Source organism: Bradyrhizobium sp. URHC0002, assembly GCF_054059515.1.
Genome location: NZ_JBSSCF010000001.1, coordinates 3007664 through 3022820, shown reverse-complemented (window position 1 = coordinate 3022820; position 15157 = coordinate 3007664). Strand labels below are relative to the sequence as shown.

Annotated in this window: 15 protein-coding genes; 7 read left to right on the top strand and 8 right to left on the bottom strand. The window is 62.8% G+C overall.

Annotation, left to right across the window (positions count from 1 at the left end):
* Nucleotides 1-9: 9 nt before the first annotated feature.
* The 3 genes from ACVWVY_RS14555 (at nt 10) to ACVWVY_RS14545 (ending at nt 2897) form a co-directional block, all read left to right on the top strand.
* Entirely contained in the window at nt 10-990 is a 981-nt protein-coding gene (locus tag ACVWVY_RS14555) for a Bug family tripartite tricarboxylate transporter substrate binding protein (RefSeq protein WP_456627000.1), read from the top strand.
* A 228-nt stretch (nt 991-1218) separates the two neighbouring features.
* Entirely contained in the window at nt 1219-2295 is a 1077-nt protein-coding gene (locus ACVWVY_RS14550; RefSeq protein WP_456626999.1) for a glycosyltransferase family 2 protein, read from the top strand.
* The gene (locus tag ACVWVY_RS14545; RefSeq protein WP_456626998.1) at nt 2295-2897 is read left to right on the top strand and encodes a class I SAM-dependent methyltransferase; all 603 of its coding nucleotides are present in this window, start codon (nt 2295-2297) and stop codon (nt 2895-2897) included. Before ACVWVY_RS14550 ends, ACVWVY_RS14545 begins: the two co-directional genes overlap by 1 nt.
* 12 nt (nt 2898-2909) lie before the next feature.
* Here the strand turns inward: ACVWVY_RS14545 and ACVWVY_RS14540 are convergent, their stop codons facing one another.
* Complete coding sequence (locus ACVWVY_RS14540) at nt 2910-4430, bottom strand: hypothetical protein (protein WP_456626997.1); 1521 nt, start codon at nt 4428-4430, stop codon at nt 2910-2912.
* 178 nt (nt 4431-4608) lie between these two features.
* Here ACVWVY_RS14540 and ACVWVY_RS14535 point away from each other — a divergent pair, with 178 nt between their 5' ends.
* The 3 genes from ACVWVY_RS14535 (at nt 4609) to proC (ending at nt 8221) form a co-directional block, all read left to right on the top strand.
* Nucleotides 4609-6234: a glycosyltransferase family 87 protein gene (locus ACVWVY_RS14535; protein ID WP_456626996.1), complete on the top strand. Its 1626-nt coding sequence runs from the start codon at nt 4609-4611 to the stop codon at nt 6232-6234.
* Nucleotides 6235-6705: 471 nt separating this feature from the next.
* Complete coding sequence (locus ACVWVY_RS14530) at nt 6706-7206, top strand: YbjN domain-containing protein (RefSeq protein WP_456626995.1); 501 nt, start codon at nt 6706-6708, stop codon at nt 7204-7206.
* A gap of 175 nt (nt 7207-7381) precedes the next feature.
* Nucleotides 7382-8221 carry a pyrroline-5-carboxylate reductase gene (gene proC / locus ACVWVY_RS14525; protein WP_456626994.1) on the top strand — a complete coding sequence of 280 codons (840 nt, stop codon included), beginning with the start codon at nt 7382-7384 and terminating at the stop codon, nt 8219-8221.
* Nucleotides 8222-8352: 131 nt separating this feature from the next.
* Here proC and ACVWVY_RS14520 read toward each other — a convergent pair whose 3' ends face one another.
* The 7 genes from ACVWVY_RS14520 to ACVWVY_RS14490 form a co-directional block, all read right to left on the bottom strand.
* On the bottom strand, nt 8353-8748 hold the full coding sequence (locus tag ACVWVY_RS14520; RefSeq protein WP_456626993.1) for a thioesterase family protein: 396 nt from the start codon (nt 8746-8748) through the stop codon (nt 8353-8355).
* 191 nt (nt 8749-8939) lie between these two features.
* The gene (locus ACVWVY_RS14515; protein ID WP_025590867.1) at nt 8940-9143 is read right to left on the bottom strand and encodes a tautomerase family protein; all 204 of its coding nucleotides are present in this window, start codon (nt 9141-9143) and stop codon (nt 8940-8942) included.
* Between the two features lie 123 nt (nt 9144-9266).
* On the bottom strand, nt 9267-10739 hold the full coding sequence (gene hisS, locus ACVWVY_RS14510; RefSeq protein WP_456626992.1) for a histidine--tRNA ligase: 1473 nt from the start codon (nt 10737-10739) through the stop codon (nt 9267-9269).
* 204 nt (nt 10740-10943) lie between these two features.
* Nucleotides 10944-11462, bottom strand: coding sequence for a YegJ family protein (locus ACVWVY_RS14505; RefSeq protein WP_456626991.1), 519 nt, complete (start codon nt 11460-11462; stop codon nt 10944-10946).
* Nucleotides 11463-11714: 252 nt separating this feature from the next.
* Nucleotides 11715-11903 carry a hypothetical protein gene (locus tag ACVWVY_RS14500; RefSeq protein WP_456626990.1) on the bottom strand — a complete coding sequence of 63 codons (189 nt, stop codon included), beginning with the start codon at nt 11901-11903 and terminating at the stop codon, nt 11715-11717.
* Between the two features lie 321 nt (nt 11904-12224).
* Nucleotides 12225-13112 (bottom strand): branched-chain amino acid aminotransferase, encoded by an 888-nt coding sequence (locus ACVWVY_RS14495; RefSeq protein ID WP_456626989.1) that lies wholly within the window; start codon nt 13110-13112, stop codon nt 12225-12227.
* Between the two features lie 125 nt (nt 13113-13237).
* On the bottom strand, nt 13238-14314 hold the full coding sequence (locus tag ACVWVY_RS14490; RefSeq protein WP_456626988.1) for a branched-chain amino acid aminotransferase: 1077 nt from the start codon (nt 14312-14314) through the stop codon (nt 13238-13240).
* A gap of 291 nt (nt 14315-14605) precedes the next feature.
* On the opposite strand from ACVWVY_RS14490, the gene ACVWVY_RS14485 reads away from it, so the two are divergent.
* Nucleotides 14606-15157: a MarR family winged helix-turn-helix transcriptional regulator gene (locus ACVWVY_RS14485; RefSeq protein ID WP_456626987.1), complete on the top strand. Its 552-nt coding sequence runs from the start codon at nt 14606-14608 to the stop codon at nt 15155-15157.

The following is a 15157-nucleotide window of genomic DNA, read 5'->3' as shown; positions in this document are numbered from 1 at the left end:
ACGCTCGACATGAAACTTCTTCTTCGCCGGAATTTCCTCAAACTCGCCGGCGCGCTCGTCACCGCCCCCGTCTTGCCGCGACCGGCGTCTGCGCTGGATTATCCGACCCGGCCGACGAAGATCGTCGCCGGTTTCGCCGCCGGTGGCGGCGTCGACATCACCGCGCGCCTGATCGGCCAGTGGCTGGCCGACCGTCTCGGGCAGCCCTTCGTCGTCGAGAACCGCACCGGCGCCGGCGGCAATATCGGCACCGAGACGGTCGTGAACGCCGCGCCCGACGGCTACACGCTGCTGCTGGCAACCGTCCCGAACGCGGTCAACGCCTCGCTCTACGAGAAACTCAACTTCAATTTCGTCCGCGACATCGCGCCGGTCGCGGGTGTCATTCGGGTGCCGATGGTGGTGCTGGTCCACCCCTCGGTGCCTGCGCAGACGCTGGCCGAATTCATCGTTTACGCCAAAGCCAATCCGGGAAAGGTCAACATGGCCTCGGCCGGCAGCGGCAGCGCGCCGCATATGGCGGGCGAGTTGTTCAAGATGATGACCGGCGTCGACATGGTCCACGTCCCCTATCGCGGCCAGGGGCCGGCGCTATCGGATTTGCTCGGCGGCCAGGTGCAGATCCTGTTTGCGGCTGCACCGGGCACCGCCGACCACGTCAAGACCGGCAAGCTGCGTGCGCTCGCGGTAACCACGGCTGCGCGTATGCCGGATCTGCCGGAGGTTCCGACGGTGGGGGATTCCGTGCCGGGTTATGAAGCCAGCCAGTGGTACGGTTTCGCCGCGCCGAAAAACACGCCTGCCGAGATCGTCGACAAGCTCAACAAGGAAATCAATGCGGCGATCGCCGATGGCGGCATGAAGGCAAAGCTTGCCGCGATCGGCGGCGACCCGATGCCGGGTTCACCGGCCGATTTCGGCAGACTGATCGCAGATGAAACCGAGAAATGGGGCAAGGTGGTGCGCGCGGGCGGCCTCAAGCCGGAGTAAGGCGGCGCCGCCTCGCGCGTGGGCCAACGCTCCTTCGTTACGCAATCGTTTAGCGAACGCCTAACATTTGATTAATTGCGTCGAGATCGGCCGTCAGGTCCGATCTTTTCGGAAGCGTCCGAATCGTCCTTTGGCAGGTCAGAAATTGATGAACAATTAACTGGGCTTCACCGATTATCGGAGGCAGCGAGTCGACCCAAACCCCTTGCCGGACAGGCTGCCACTCTCATGCAAATCCAGGACGGGATGCCGCGCCCCGGCAGAATGTTTCTGTCCATCGTTGTGCCCTGCTGCAACGAACAGGAAGGCTTGCGCGAATTCCACCGTCAGATGACCGCCGCCGCGCGTGCGTTGTGCGGCCAGCGGTTCGAGTTGATCCTCGTCGACGACGGTTCGACCGACAACACCTGGAAGCTGATCAACGAACTCTCGGCGGAAGACCGCAATGTCGTCGCGGTCCGGCTCGCGCGCAATCACGGCCATCAACTGGCGCTGACCGCCGGCCTTTCCACCGTGCGCGGCGATCTGGTGCTCGTCATCGACGCCGACCTGCAGGATCCGCCTGAACTGCTCGCGCCGATGTACGAGATGATGGTTCGCGAAAGCGCCGACGTCGTCTATGGCCTGCGCCGCAGCCGCGCCGGCGAAACCCGATTCAAGAAAAAATCGGCCGAGGCCTTCTACCGCCTGCTCGCCCGTATCACCCGCGTCCACATTCCCGTGGATACCGGCGACTTCCGCCTGATGAGCCGCCGCATCTCCGACCAGCTCGTGCAGATGCCGGAGCACGATCGCTTCATCCGTGGGATGGTCGCCTGGCTCGGCTACAAGCAGGTCGCCTATGAATACGACCGCAATCCGCGGTACGCCGGCAGCACCAAATATCCGCTGACGAAGATGATCGGCTTTGCGCTCGACGCGCTGATCAGCTTCTCGATGGTGCCGCTGCGGATCGCGACCTATGTCGGCGCGCTGCTCACGACCGGACTCACCCTTATCGGCATCTACGCGGTGATCATCTGGATTCTTTCCGGCGCCGTGCCGGGATGGACGAGCCTCACGCTGCTGGTCGTAATGATCTCCTCGGTCCAGCTTCTCGTGCTCGGGCTGATCGGGGAATATGTTGGCCGCATCTACATTCAATCGAAGAACCGTCCGCTGTTCCTGATCTCGCACATTCACCGGCGCGGACGGCTGCCGCACGGCGCGGCCGACGGCCGGGACGATCTGGAACAGGTGCCGCTGATGACGTTGCTGGCCCAGTCGGAATCGAACATGCGCAGCGAAATGTACGAGGCCTCCTGATGAAGGCGATGATCCTGAGCCATCCCGCCCTCTATCAGGCCTATCAGAGCGCCGGCGGCTTCTTCGGCGCCCGCATCAAGGCGATCGCGGATTACCTGACAATGCGGCCGGGCATGCGGGTGATCGACATCGGATGCGGCCCCGGTCATATCCTGCAATATCTGCCCGAGAGCACGATCTACAACGGCTTCGACATCGACGAAACCTACATCGCCTATGCAAGGCGATCGTTCGGCCATCTCGGCACGTTTCATTGCCGCTATTTCGATGCCGCCGCCGCCCGCGAATTCGCCGGCGCCGACCTCGTCATGATGAACGGGGTCCTGCACCATATCGGCGACGAGGATCTGAGATCCACGCTCGCCAACATCCGCGACGTCCTGAAAGACGATGGGGTTCTGTTCACCACCGACCCCTGCTATCGCGAAGGCCAGTCGCCGATCGCAAAATGGCTGCTCGACAACGACCGTGGCGAGTTCATCCGCGACGAGGACGGCTACAACAAAGTGCTCGGCAACGCGTTTGCGCGGGTGAAGCTCGCCATCCGCGAAGACTTGTCGCGCCTGCCCTATACGTTCGCGATTGGCGTCATGCAGAAATAGCGCCTGCGCGGGTCATTCCGTCCGGCGCAGGATGTCGATCCCTTCGACCGTCCTTACAAGCGAATACGGCTTGAAAAGCTGCGTCAGCTCGGCGTCGGCGCGCACCCAGTCACCCCATCCGTCGCGCAAATTGTCGACCAGGACGATGTCAGGCGGCAATTTTCGAAAATCCTCGATCAGCCATTTGCGCTCCAGCGCCAGATAGTCGTTCAGCCGGGCGTCGGTCGCAGCGTCGACGGAGGTCTTTTCGCGCGTCACCCGCGTAAACGCCCTAAGCCACAGATTCTCCTGCCGGGAAACCCACACGCCCCCGACGTCACGCACCAGCGGATGCCCAATCGCCGCCTCACCGCTCAGCACCAGGATGCGGGGATTCGGTTTGAGACCCGCGATGGCTTCCTTGATCGGGCCTACATAGACGGTGGTGTTGAACCAGAGCATGCCGAACGCGAACGTCGCAGCCATGACGAAGATCGACGCTGCTGCAAAACGGCGCGGGCGCGATTCCGTGGCGCCCACTCCCGTCAGGACGTATCCCATTGCGAGCAAGGCGATCGCGACCATCGGGTAGGAGTGGTAGGCCCAGCCGCGCCGCTGCAGGAAGAACGAGACGGCAAACCCGGCCGAGGCAAGCATCGCCACCAGCAACGCCGGATCTGACTCCGATTTCTGCCGCGCCACCAACACCGACACCAGCGCAACCGCAAAGATCAGCGTTGCGTCGTTCAGGAAGATGACCGCAGCCGGCATCGACCACGACAAATAGGTATCGCGAACGAGCGGATAGGTGATCGTGAAATACTCAGAATAGAAGAAGTACGTTCCAAGACTGACGATCGTCACGATGACGCCCGCGATGATGTTTTCCGGCGCAAACAGCACGCGCCATGAGCGCGAGCGGATGGCGGCAAACAGGATGCACAAAGCCACCGGCACCGCGAAGAACGGCTTGAAGGCGAGCGTGATGCCGGCGCCTGCGCCGGCGATCAGGATGGCCCATAGCGGCAGCGTTTCGCGATCGCTGCGCAAGGCGTAAACGGCGAGCGCGGGAAGGAAGGTGAGCAGCGCGATATGTTCGCGCTGCGCGAAGACGTGCATCGGCAAGATCGTCACGACGGCCGCCGCCCAGACGGCAAACGCTCCGGATTTCAACGGGGCCGTCGCCGGCGCAAGACGCAGGATGCGCGACACGGCGAACAGGGAGGCTGCGGCAAGCAGCAGAAGCTGGGCATCGATCACATGTCGCGGATCGACGCCGAGAACGCGCGCCAGCGCCACACCCGGCAGATAGGCGAAGGGCGCCATCGGCGGATTGATCTCGACAATGTCGCGAAAGAGCCGCTGGCCGTCCAGCATGCGTTCGCCGATGACGAGCAGCCAGCTCACATCGGTGTTCAGGGGGACGACCTGCCTGAGCCCGATGGCGATGGCGAAGACGACGCCGATCAGAAGCAACGGCATCGGCTTCAGCCCTTCTCGCCCCGCCGTGGCTGGCGTCGAGCGGAGGGAAGCGGCTGAGAATTCCGAGGTCATGGGCCCATCCTGCGTGGAAGCTGTGCAACGCTAGCGAACGAGCGTTAACGCGCGATTTGCGAACCATCCCGAACGTATCGATGCATGGCGAAACATTCACGGATCCTTAAAGCCGGCATCCTAGAGGTGTCTATTGCGCCCAGCTCCAGATCGCCCGGGCGACACATGGGGAACCAGCGTGACAGACGCCGCCGACGTTGCCGGCAGGGATGCAGGAGAGCCCGCCGACCGGGCCTGGCAAACGCCTGTTCTTCAAACCAATGTCCTGGTGCCGATAGCCATCGCGCTCGGCTCGCTCCTGGCCGGTGCCATCTACACCTGGTTTGTCGGCGAGGACGTCAACTGGGACTGGCAGAATTACCACGAGTACAATGTCTGGGCCGTGATCAACGGCCGCTATGGCCTCGATGCGCTGCCGCCGGGCTTCCAGACCTACTTCAATCCGACCGTCTATTTCCCGGTTTATTATCTGCGCCATCTGCTGCCACTGCCCTATGGCCTGATGATCATGGGCGCGGTGCACGGCCTCAATCTGCTGCTGATCTATTTTCTGGTCCGCGCCCTGTTGCGGGAAGCCGCAACGGCGAGCGCGATCGGCGCGTCGATCCTGATTGCCGCGGTCGGGCCGATGACGATTTCGGAAGTGGGCACGAGCTTCTCCGACATCCTCACCGCGCTTCCGATTCTTGCTGGATGTATCCTGATCGTGTCGGCGGATGGATCGCATCATGGACGCTACGTTCTCGCAGGCCTGCTGATCGGCGCAGCCGTCGGGCTGAAGCTGACCAATGTCGTCTACGCGCTCGGTGCCGCCGCCGCCGTGCTCGCCGCCAGCCGGCCGCTGAAGGCAACGTTCTGCCTCGGACTTGGCGGCGCGGTCGGCGCGCTGGCGACAGGCGGCGCATGGGGGCTGATGCTCTGGCGCGAAATGGGCAATCCGATTTTTCCGCTCTTCAACGCCGTGTTCCAGTCCCCGGAATTGGTCCCGACGAACATCATGGACTGGGAATTACTGCCGCGCGGCATCCTGGACGCGCTGGCCTATCCCTTCTACTGGCTGGTCGGCGACAACAGAAGCTCGGAATATCCGTTCCGCGACGCGCGGTTTGCGGTCGCGACGGTGTTGATCGTGCTCGGGATCGGCCGCGGCCTCGTCACGCGCACCGATATCTTCACGCGCCGCGATACTCAGTTCATGCTGTTCTTCGCCGTCTCCTATGCGGCATGGCTCGCCGTGTTTTCGATCCAGCGCTACGCGATCGTGCTGGAGCTGTTGTGCGCGCCCTTGATCGTGCTGCTGATTGCACGCTGCCTGGCCGGCACGCCCGGATTTGCCTCGCTCCGCGTATCTTCGCTGCGCATCATGAATGCGGTGATGCTCACGATTGCCCTGGCCATCGCGTTGTGGTCGCAACCGGGAGACTGGTTCCACCGCCCCTGGTCCAATCCGTACAACCCGACGATCTCGAAATCGATTGAACAGCCCGCGATCTATCTTCTTCTCGACAAGCCGCTGGCCTACATCGCCCCGCGGCTGCCGCCCGAGTCGCGGTTCTATCAGATCGCCGACATTGCCCTGCCCATCATGCCCGACGGCGAGTTCGATCGCCGGATTCGCACCGGGTTGAAAAATCCGCCGCCGGGCGGTGCATGGGGATTGCACACGCGCGGCAAGCCGATCCGCGAACCTTTGCTGGAGCGGTACGGCTTGCGCGTCGATGCTTCCCGGCCCTGCGTCGAAATCGAAGGCGCGTGGCTAGGGTCGGCCATCGAGGCGTGTCCAGTGGTTGCGCGCGAGAAATAGCCCGCAGCGCGTTCGCGGACTTTTCAAGCCGTCTGCCGATCTGCGATGACGTCGGCGTCCTCGCGCGTGGAGGCGGGAACCAGCCTCTACCTTCCTTATCCGGGCGGCGGGGGACGCGAAATGGATCCATCCCAAGGCAATTAACGGTCTATTAACCATCACGATCTATTAACTATTGTGGCGGACCGGCCTGATTTGCCGACCGCTGGACTCCGTGGCGCTCGAATCCGACTCCGGTTTGTTCTCAAATTAATAACTGTGGCTGCGATCTGCTGTGGACGACGCCGCTTTGGCCTGTGGACGGACTCAGGGGTCAGTTGCGCGGATTCCGCAAATCACATCACTTGAGCGTCGGTAGGCCCCGGGATGATTGGCGATCGGGGGGATTGCAGCCGGCGGCGACACGTCAGTTCAACGCGCACCGTGCTTCGCGTGCGTATCAGAATAATTCAAAAACAAGGTCGAGACGGCATGTCCCTCCTCGAAGGCATTATCGATTCCCGGAACAACCCGCTCGCGGCGGTCGAGGACATTGCCGCCGAGAATAATTGGGCGTTCGAGCGCTCCGGCGAAGACGAAGTCACGATCGTCTCCAAGGGCAACTGGACGGACTATCAGCTCTCCTTCACCTGGATGGGGGAGATCGAAGCGCTGCATCTGGCCTCCGCCTTCGACATGAAGATTCCGCCTGCGCGCCGCGCCGAAGTGCAGCGGCTGATCGCGGCGGTCAACGAGCAACTATGGATCGGCCATTTCGACATCTGGACCCATACCGGCATGATCATGTATCGGCAGGCGCTGCTGTTGCCGGGCGGGCTGACCGCCTCGACCGCGCAATGCGAGGCCATGCTGGCCGGCGCCATCCACGCCTGCGAGCGCTATTACCCCGCGTTCCAGTTCGTGGTCTGGGCCGGGAAGACCGCCACAGATGCAATGAGCGCGGCGATGTTCGATACCGAGGGCGAGGCGTAGTTCCCGCCGCTCCTGCGCATTCAATGTCGTCCCTGCGAACGCAGGGACCCATACGCCGTGACCCCTCGGGCTTAAGCAAATTGCTTGTCGCCCTTCTCTCGCTTCACTAAAACCGCCTGTGGTTATGGGTCCCTGCGCCCGTGCGCAATTGCGCACTAGGCAGGGACGACAGCGTATGGTGGTAGCGGTGAGCAGCAACAACACCCTTCAAAACCTCCACGGCACCATCGCGCTTGCCGGCGCCGGCAAAATGGGCGGCGCGATGCTGACGGGATGGCTGGCCGGCGGCCTCGACGCCAGGCGCGTCGTGGTGATCGAGCCGCAGCCGTCCCCCGAGATCGGCGCGCTGGCGGCGCAAGGCATCCGGATCAATCCAGCAGCGAAAGATATCGGCGAGGTCGACACGCTGGTGGTTGCGGTGAAGCCGCAGTCGTTCCGCGAGGCCGGTGCCACATTCAAGCCGTTCACCGGCCCGTCGACGCTGGTGGTCTCGATCATGGCCGGCACGAACATCGCCCTGCTCGAAGCGGTCTGCGGCGGCAGCGTGGTTCGCGCCATGCCCAACACGCCGGCCGCGATCGGCCGCGGCATCACGGTCGCGGTCGCCGCCAAGAATGTCAGCGCCGCGCAGCGCGCGATTGCGGATGCGCTGTTGCGCGCCACAGGCGCGGTGGAATGGGTCGACAAGGAAAGCCTGATGGACGCAGTGACCGCGGTCTCCGGCTCCGGTCCGGCCTATGTCTTCCTGCTCGCCGAAGAACTCGCGCGCGCTGGCGTCGCGGCCGGCCTGCCGGCAGAGCTTGCCGCCCGGCTTGCCCGCGAAACCGTCGCCGGCTCCGGCGAGTTGCTACATCGCTCGGAACTGGCTCCCGCGACCCTGCGCCAGAATGTCACTTCGCCAGGCGGCACCACGGCCGCCGCACTTGATGTGCTGATGGGGCCGAACGGCCTGCAGCCGCTGCTGACGCGCGCGGTGGCCGCGGCGACGCAGCGTTCGAAGGATCTGGCGAAGTAGGGTTGCGGTTATCCTCATGGTGAGGAGGCGCGCCAGCGCCGTCTCGAACCATGTGGCCCGGCTGCTGCACCTCGGCATTCATCCTTCGAGACGCGCTAACGCGCTCCTCAGGATGAGGTCGAACAGCGCGGCTACTTTCCTGCAAACCGCTTCATAAACATCTCGGCATTGACGAGGCCGCGGGCATGGCGGCCGTCGCCGATTTTGCGCTCGCCCTCGAAGGCTTCGACCTCGAAGCGGATGACGCGGCGCTCCACCGCAAAGACTTTTCCCGTGACACGCACGGTCGCGCCGACCAGCGACGCGCCGAGATGGCGGATATCGACCTCGGTTCCAACCGTGATCCAGCCCGGCTGCAGATGGCCTCTGATGGCGTCGCTGGATGCCATCTCCATTTCCAGGATCATCATCGGGGTCGCATAGACCATCGGCATATCAGGCACGAAATGCCCCACTGTGCGCTCAGGGGGCACGACCAGCGTCCGCTCCGCACTCATGCCGATTGTGATGAAGTCGCGTGCGTCCATGGGATTCTCCGGAAGCGCGAACAAACTCCGCTGTCGTCCCGGCCTTGCGCCGGGACCCACACCGCGTGATGCCTCGATCAAGGCAGCGATGCCGGACGCCTGCGGTAAACAACAAGCGCCGGCGGCTATGGGTCCCTACGCCCGTGCGCAATTGCGCACTAGGCAGGGACGACGAGAGATGGAAGCCAACCTTACTTCTTCGCGGCCGCCGCGCGCTCCACAAACGTCTTGCCGCCCTTCATCTTGTGGGCCAGCGGCGCTTCGTTGATCTGGATCACCACCGCATCGGCATCGACGCCGAGGTTCTTGACCAGCGCCTGGGTGATGTCGCGCATCATGCCGGCCTTCTGTTCGTCGGTGCGGCCGGCGGCCATGCTCACGGTAATCTCAGGCATTTGGGTCTCCTCGTTGTTTTTCTTTCGTCACGGCCAAGCTTGTCCCGGCCGTCCACGATCAAGGCTATCAAACAAGACGTGGATGCCCGGCACAAGGCCGGGCATGACGGCTCGAATGAATGGCTATCCCCACTTCACGTCATGGCGCGCCAGCACTTCGCGCACGGCATCGACGAGCTTGCCTTGGTCGACCTCGTATTGGGCCTCGGCCTGCTTCTTCAAATATTCCTCGCGGTCCTTGATCTCGGTGAGCCCCGCACCAAGGATCAGATCCTTGATCTGGATCTTGCCGTTCGCCCTTTCGTCCGACCCCTGCACGATCGCGCAGGGCGCGTTTCGTCTGTCGGCATATTTCATTTGCTGGCCAATGCTGTGCTTTGGATTTCCAAGATACAGTTCGGCGCGAATATTCGCGTTGCGAAGAGTTGCGACCATCTTTTGATAGTCAGCAATTTCTCCTCCGAACGCCGTGACGACGACCGGGCCAAATGCCGGTTTCGTATCGACCTTTCCAAGCATTGTCAGCGCGGCCTGCAGCCGCGACACGCCGATGGAAAATCCCGTCGCCGGCACCGGCTCGCCGCGGAAGCGCGAGACGAGGCCATCATAGCGCCCGCCGCCGCCGACCGAGCCGAAGCGGACCGGACGGCCTTTTTCATCCTTGGTTTCGAGCGTGAGTTCTACTTCGTAGACCGGGCCGGTGTAATATTCGAGGCCGCGCACAACGGAGGGATCGATGACGATTCGATCCGAACCATAGCCCGATGCCGTGACAAGCTTGCTTATCGCGTCGAGTTCGTCGCGGCCTTCCTGCCCGATCTTGCTGTCACGCAGCCGCGCATCGATCTGCGCACCCGGTTCGATCGCGCCGACGACCAGGGCAATGTCGTCGGTCTTGAGACCAGCACCTTTGGTGAAATCACCTGACTCGTCCTTGCGGCCATCGCCAAGAAGTTGCTGAACGCCGGAAACACCAAGACGATCGAGCTTGTCGATCGCGCGCATGACGGTCAGCCATTGCCCGTCATCCGCAATGCCGAGCGCATCGCGGACACCATCGAGCACCTTGCGGTTATTCACCTTCACGACATAGCTGCCGCGCGGAATGCCAAGCGCTTCCATCGTATCCGCCGCCATCATGCACATCTCGGCATCGGCAGCCGGCGAAGCTGAACCCACCGTGTCGGCGTCGAACTGCATGAACTGGCGGAAGCGGCCGGGGCCGGGCTTTTCGTTGCGGTAGACATAGCCGGCGCGGTAGCTGCGATACGGTTTCGGCAGCGCGTCGAAGTTCTCCGCCACATAGCGCGCCAGCGGCGCGGTCAGATCGTAGCGCAGCGAGATCCACTGCTCATCGTCGTCCTGAAACGAGAACACGCCCTCGTTCGGCCGGTCCTGGTCGGGCAGGAATTTGCCGAGCGCGTCGGTGAACTCCATCGCGGGCGTTTCCACCGGCTCAAAGCCGTAGCGCTCGTAGACTTCGCGGATTTTCTCGACCATCTGGCGCGTGGCGGCAATCGCCGCCGGGCCACGATCTTCCAGCCCGCGCGGCAGACGGGCGCGGAGTTTCTGGGGTTTTTTGGGTTTTTCAGCCATGGGGCGCGTTGGTACCAGCCAAGGCCCGGTCGGGCAACCGTGGCCTTCTTCCCTTCTCCCCTTGTGGGAGAAGGTGGCGCGAAGCGCCGGATGAGGGGTCTGTGTCCACGGGGAAAGGTCTCTATCCGCGGAGAGCACCCCTCACCCGCCCTTCGGGTACCCTCTCCCACAAGGGGAGAGGGAAGAGGGACCTGTCTAAGGGGATCAAGGCGTTTCCAGCCGCGCGCGAAGCGCGTCGGCGTCGGCCTTGGGCAGTGATTTCAGCAGCGGCCTGATGGTCTCGCCACCGACGATCTTGCCGTTCCGCATGAACATCCAGTCCGAGATGTCAGCCTCCTTGAACAAGGCCACCTCGCCGGCCTTCTTGCCGGGCAGATCGCGCGGCACGTTGGCGAACCGTCCCGAATAGCCGCCATCCGCGGTCTTCTTCACGTCGGCCATCCAGATGTGCTCGCCATTGTTCCTCGGATTCGGAAACCGCACCTTGAGGGAGTGACCGGTCTCCGACGATTTTGGCGCGTCGTAGGAGGCCCAGAAAGTCGGCAGCGTCGCCCGCCCCTTTGCGATCGCGGCGTTCATCTCCGGATTGCCAGAGCTGAGGTCGATCACCGGCGAGCGATCTTCGGCCCTGACATTACCCGTCGGGGAGCCGAGAAACGCGAGGACCGCCGCGACGGCGGCCGCCACGACGCATTTGGAGCACATCGAGAGGGCTGAGGTCATTTTCACCATTCCACGAACCGAATTCTATCCGCAATCCGGGAGTTGGTCGCACAGAGCCGCTGAAGAGTTCACGACTCCCGCACGGGAAGAGGCGTGCCGCTCCGCCCGGAACGACGAAAGGCGCCAAGCCAGATGGTTCGATGGACACGGCTGGCATGAGCGCAGCCAAGGGCAATATCAAAAGGGACAGGGACGGTGCACCGGCCCCGAAGGACGAGAAGAAGTAAGCCGTTCGCTAACGCGGCGAGCGCATCAAGCTATATGCCGATGAGAAGTTAGATGCATTAAGGCGTCAAGCTTCACAGGTTCGCCGGTATCTTGCCAGAACAGTTTTTGACTGAGGCTGCCCGCCGCTATGATGCGATGGTGGCCGCCGACCAGCGTACCGTCTTTCGTTGCCTTGGCGATGATCTCACCGTCTTCGTTCACGATGTTTCTCATGTGCCCTCCGTGTTGCTCTTGTCCGCCCGTTTCCTGAGCGCTTCAAGATCGTGGCCATGATGGCTTCGCATTTCGCCTGAAAACCAGATCGCTCCGATCGGGATGTGCAGCGCGGCGTCGCGGATGCTGCTGCCAGCTGGAATGCTCCGTCAATCTTCGGCATCACAACGCGGCTCCGACCAGCCGAGTTCCTCTATCCAGTTCAACAACCATGACAGACGACGAAGCCCTGACCCGCGCCTCACCGTGATCGGCGCGGTGAACCGTGCGGCCGGAGCCGAAACCGGAGAGCAAGAAAGGACGACCTGTCGACGGGGAAATTTACGCCGCGGCCTTGCCCTTCGGCTGCACTTCGGCGGTGAAGTCAGCCATCAGCTGCTCCGAGATCTTGCCGGGAGTGAACTTCCAATTGGCGATCTCCGCCACCGGGGTCACTTCCGCCGCGGTTCCGGTGATGAAGCACTCGGTGAAACCATCAAGTTCCTCCGGCATGATGCGACGCTCGATCACCTCGATGCCGCGGCGCCTGGCGAGGTCGATCGCGGTGGCGCGGGTGATGCCGGCGAGGAAGCAGTCGGCAATCGGCGTGTGGATCTTGCCGTCCTTGATGAAGAAGATGTTGGCGCCGGTGCATTCGGCCACCCGCCCCTGCCAGTCCATCATCATCGCATCGGCATAGCCGGCACGCTCCGCCTTGTGCTTTGAGATGGTGCAGATCATGTAGAGTCCCGACGCCTTCGCCATCGCCGGAATCGTCGCCGGATCGGGCCGCCGGTACTCGGCCATGCACATGCGGATGCCCTTCAGCTTTTCGGCCGGATCGAAATAGCTCGGCCAGTCCCAAGCGGCGATGGCGAGATGGATGGTGTTGGTCGGCGCCGACACGCCCATCATCTCGGAGCCGCGCCAGGCGATCGGGCGGAGATAGGCGTCCGGCAAATTGTTCTTGTCGATCACGAGCTGTTTTGCGGCGTCGATCTCGGCGACCGACCAGGGAATCTCGAAGTCGAGGATGTTGGCCGAGTTCTTCAGCCGCTCGGAATGTTCGGTGCTCTTGAAGACCCTGCCGCCATAGGCGCGCTCGCCCTCGAACACGCAGCTCGCATAATGCAGGCCATGCGTGAGAATGTGCACGTTGGCGTCGGCCCACGGCACCAGCTTCCCGTCGTACCAGATGACGCCATCGATCTTGTCGAACGAAACTCCCATGGCTCTCTCCCGTATTGACGCCGTTTCAATTAGCCACACGCCAGCCCTCACGCGTCTCGACGAGACGCGTGTAACCGAGCGTTTAAGTGATTAGTCTCAGAGCGGCGGAATAATTCCGCCGCCGGTCACAGGACCTTTCTGATCCAGTCGTGCGGGTCTTCAGCGCGACCGTACTGGATGTCGACCAGCTTCTTGCGCAGCCCCATGGCGACGGGGCCGGCCGCGCCGCCGCTGATCAGAAACTCGCCGCCCGCGGAACACACCTTGCCGATCGGCGAGATCACGGCCGCCGTTCCGCAGGCGAAGGCCTCTTTCAGCTTTCCGCTGGCGGCATCCGTGCGCCACTGGTCGATCGTATAGGCCTCCTCGCGCACGCGCGTGCCGGAATCCTTCGCCAGTGCAATGATAGAATCGCGGGTGATGCCCGGCAGGATCGTGCCGAGCGGCGGCGTCAGCAGCGACCCGTCGTCGAACACGAAGAAGACGTTCATGCCGCCGAGTTCCTCGATGTAGCGGCGCTCGACCGCATCGAGGAAAACCACCTGATCGCAGCCGCGCTCGATGGCCTCGGCCTGCGCGCGCAGGCTCGCGGCGTAATTGCCGCCGCACTTGACGGCGCCGGTGCCGCCGACCGCGGCGCGCGTGTAGTTCTCCGACACCCAGATCGACACCGGCGCAGGCCCGCCCTTGAAATAGGAGCCAACCGGCGAGGCGATGACGGCGAAGATGTATTCCGCTGATGGCTTCACGCCGAGGAAGACCTCGTTCGCGATCATGAAGGGCCGCAAATAGAGACTGCCCTCGCCGCCCGGGATCCAGGCGCTGTCGATGCGCACGACCTGTTCGACCGCTTCGATGAACAAAGGCTCGGGTACCGGCGCCATGGCCATGCGCTCCGCCGAATTCCGAAAGCGCCTGGCATTGGCGTCGGGGCGGAACAAGTTCACGCCGTTGTCGCGCTTGTAGGCCTTGAGGCCTTCGAAAATCTCCTGCGCGTAATGCAGGACGGCCGCGGCCGGATCGAGCGAGAAATTGGCGCGGGCTTCGACGCGCGCGCCATGCCAGCCCTTGGCCTGGTTGTAGCGGACGATCGCCATGTGATCGGTGAAAATCCGGCCGAAGCCCGGGTCCGCGAGTTTTGCCGCGCGCTCCTTTTCAGGAGTAGGATTGGCCGCCGGCTGGATTTCGAATTTCAAGCTCATTCCCTTAGCTTCCTGCCCTTGCTTCCGCTGTCGGAACCGGTGCGATACCTGGCAGGCCGGTCACCCGAGCCTGCCGGCTTAATAGGTCTGGACTGAGGACATGCTTTTGCGGAATGCCGAAGTCCAGTATGTTTGCCGAAATGCCGCTCGACAATCGCACGGTAGTTCATTTGCGGCCGTTGCCGCCATTACTGGCTTTTTCCGACTGCCTGACACGTCACCAGGTTCGAAACGACTTAAAGTTTCGTCGTGGCTGGCAGTTTTGTAACATTGAACCCAAGATATGTCAACATGACTGACATAAATTTCTCAAGGGGCCCGGCCGACCCCGATTCGCAAGGCGCCGCCGGCACATCCGCTGCCTCGCGGGCCGGTGAATTGCGCTGGGACATCATCGAATTGTTGTTTTTCGCCTATCGCGACTTCGTGGGCGATGCCGACAATGAGCTCGAGGCTTTCGGGTTCGGCCGCGCCCATCACCGCGTGATGCATTTCGTCCACCGCTATCCCGGCCTCAAGGTCGCCGACCTCCTGGACGTGTTGCGAATCACCAAGCAGTCGCTCGGCCGGGTGCTCAAGCAGTTGCTGGATGAGGGTTACATCGTCCAGAAAACCGGCAATAACGACCGCCGCCAGCGCCTTCTTTACGCCACCCCCAAGGGCGAAGCCTTGGTGGCAAAGCTCGCAGGGCTGCAGACCGATCGCATCACCCGTGCGCTCCGGGACATCAATCCCGAAGGCGCCGCTGTTATCAGCCAGTTCTTGCGCGCAATGATCGATCGCGATGACCCCGACAAGGTGCTCGAAGCGATCTTCGGGACCGGCAAGAAGCCAAGGGAGTGA

Bases quoted from the DNA above. Each gene is read 5' to 3' on its own strand.
- hisS (WP_456626992.1), bottom strand. From the start codon at position 10,739: ATGGCTGAAAAACCCAAAAAACCCCAGAAACTCCGCGCCCGTCTGCCG.
- ACVWVY_RS14550 (WP_456626999.1), top strand. From the start codon at position 1,219: ATGCAAATCCAGGACGGGATGCCGCGCCCCGGCAGAATGTTTCTGTCC.
- ACVWVY_RS14500 (WP_456626990.1), bottom strand. From the start codon at position 11,903: ATGAGAAACATCGTGAACGAAGACGGTGAGATCATCGCCAAGGCAACG.
- ACVWVY_RS14555 (WP_456627000.1), top strand. From the start codon at position 10: ATGAAACTTCTTCTTCGCCGGAATTTCCTCAAACTCGCCGGCGCGCTC.
- proC (WP_456626994.1), top strand. From the start codon at position 7,382: ATGGTGGTAGCGGTGAGCAGCAACAACACCCTTCAAAACCTCCACGGC.
- ACVWVY_RS14490 (WP_456626988.1), bottom strand. From the start codon at position 14,314: ATGAGCTTGAAATTCGAAATCCAGCCGGCGGCCAATCCTACTCCTGAA.
- ACVWVY_RS14530 (WP_456626995.1), top strand. From the start codon at position 6,706: ATGTCCCTCCTCGAAGGCATTATCGATTCCCGGAACAACCCGCTCGCG.
- ACVWVY_RS14545 (WP_456626998.1), top strand. From the start codon at position 2,295: ATGAAGGCGATGATCCTGAGCCATCCCGCCCTCTATCAGGCCTATCAG.
- ACVWVY_RS14505 (WP_456626991.1), bottom strand. From the start codon at position 11,462: ATGACCTCAGCCCTCTCGATGTGCTCCAAATGCGTCGTGGCGGCCGCC.
- ACVWVY_RS14540 (WP_456626997.1), bottom strand. From the start codon at position 4,430: ATGACCTCGGAATTCTCAGCCGCTTCCCTCCGCTCGACGCCAGCCACG.
- ACVWVY_RS14485 (WP_456626987.1), top strand. From the start codon at position 14,606: ATGACTGACATAAATTTCTCAAGGGGCCCGGCCGACCCCGATTCGCAA.
- ACVWVY_RS14515 (WP_025590867.1), bottom strand. From the start codon at position 9,143: ATGCCTGAGATTACCGTGAGCATGGCCGCCGGCCGCACCGACGAACAG.
- ACVWVY_RS14520 (WP_456626993.1), bottom strand. From the start codon at position 8,748: ATGGACGCACGCGACTTCATCACAATCGGCATGAGTGCGGAGCGGACG.
- ACVWVY_RS14495 (WP_456626989.1), bottom strand. From the start codon at position 13,112: ATGGGAGTTTCGTTCGACAAGATCGATGGCGTCATCTGGTACGACGGG.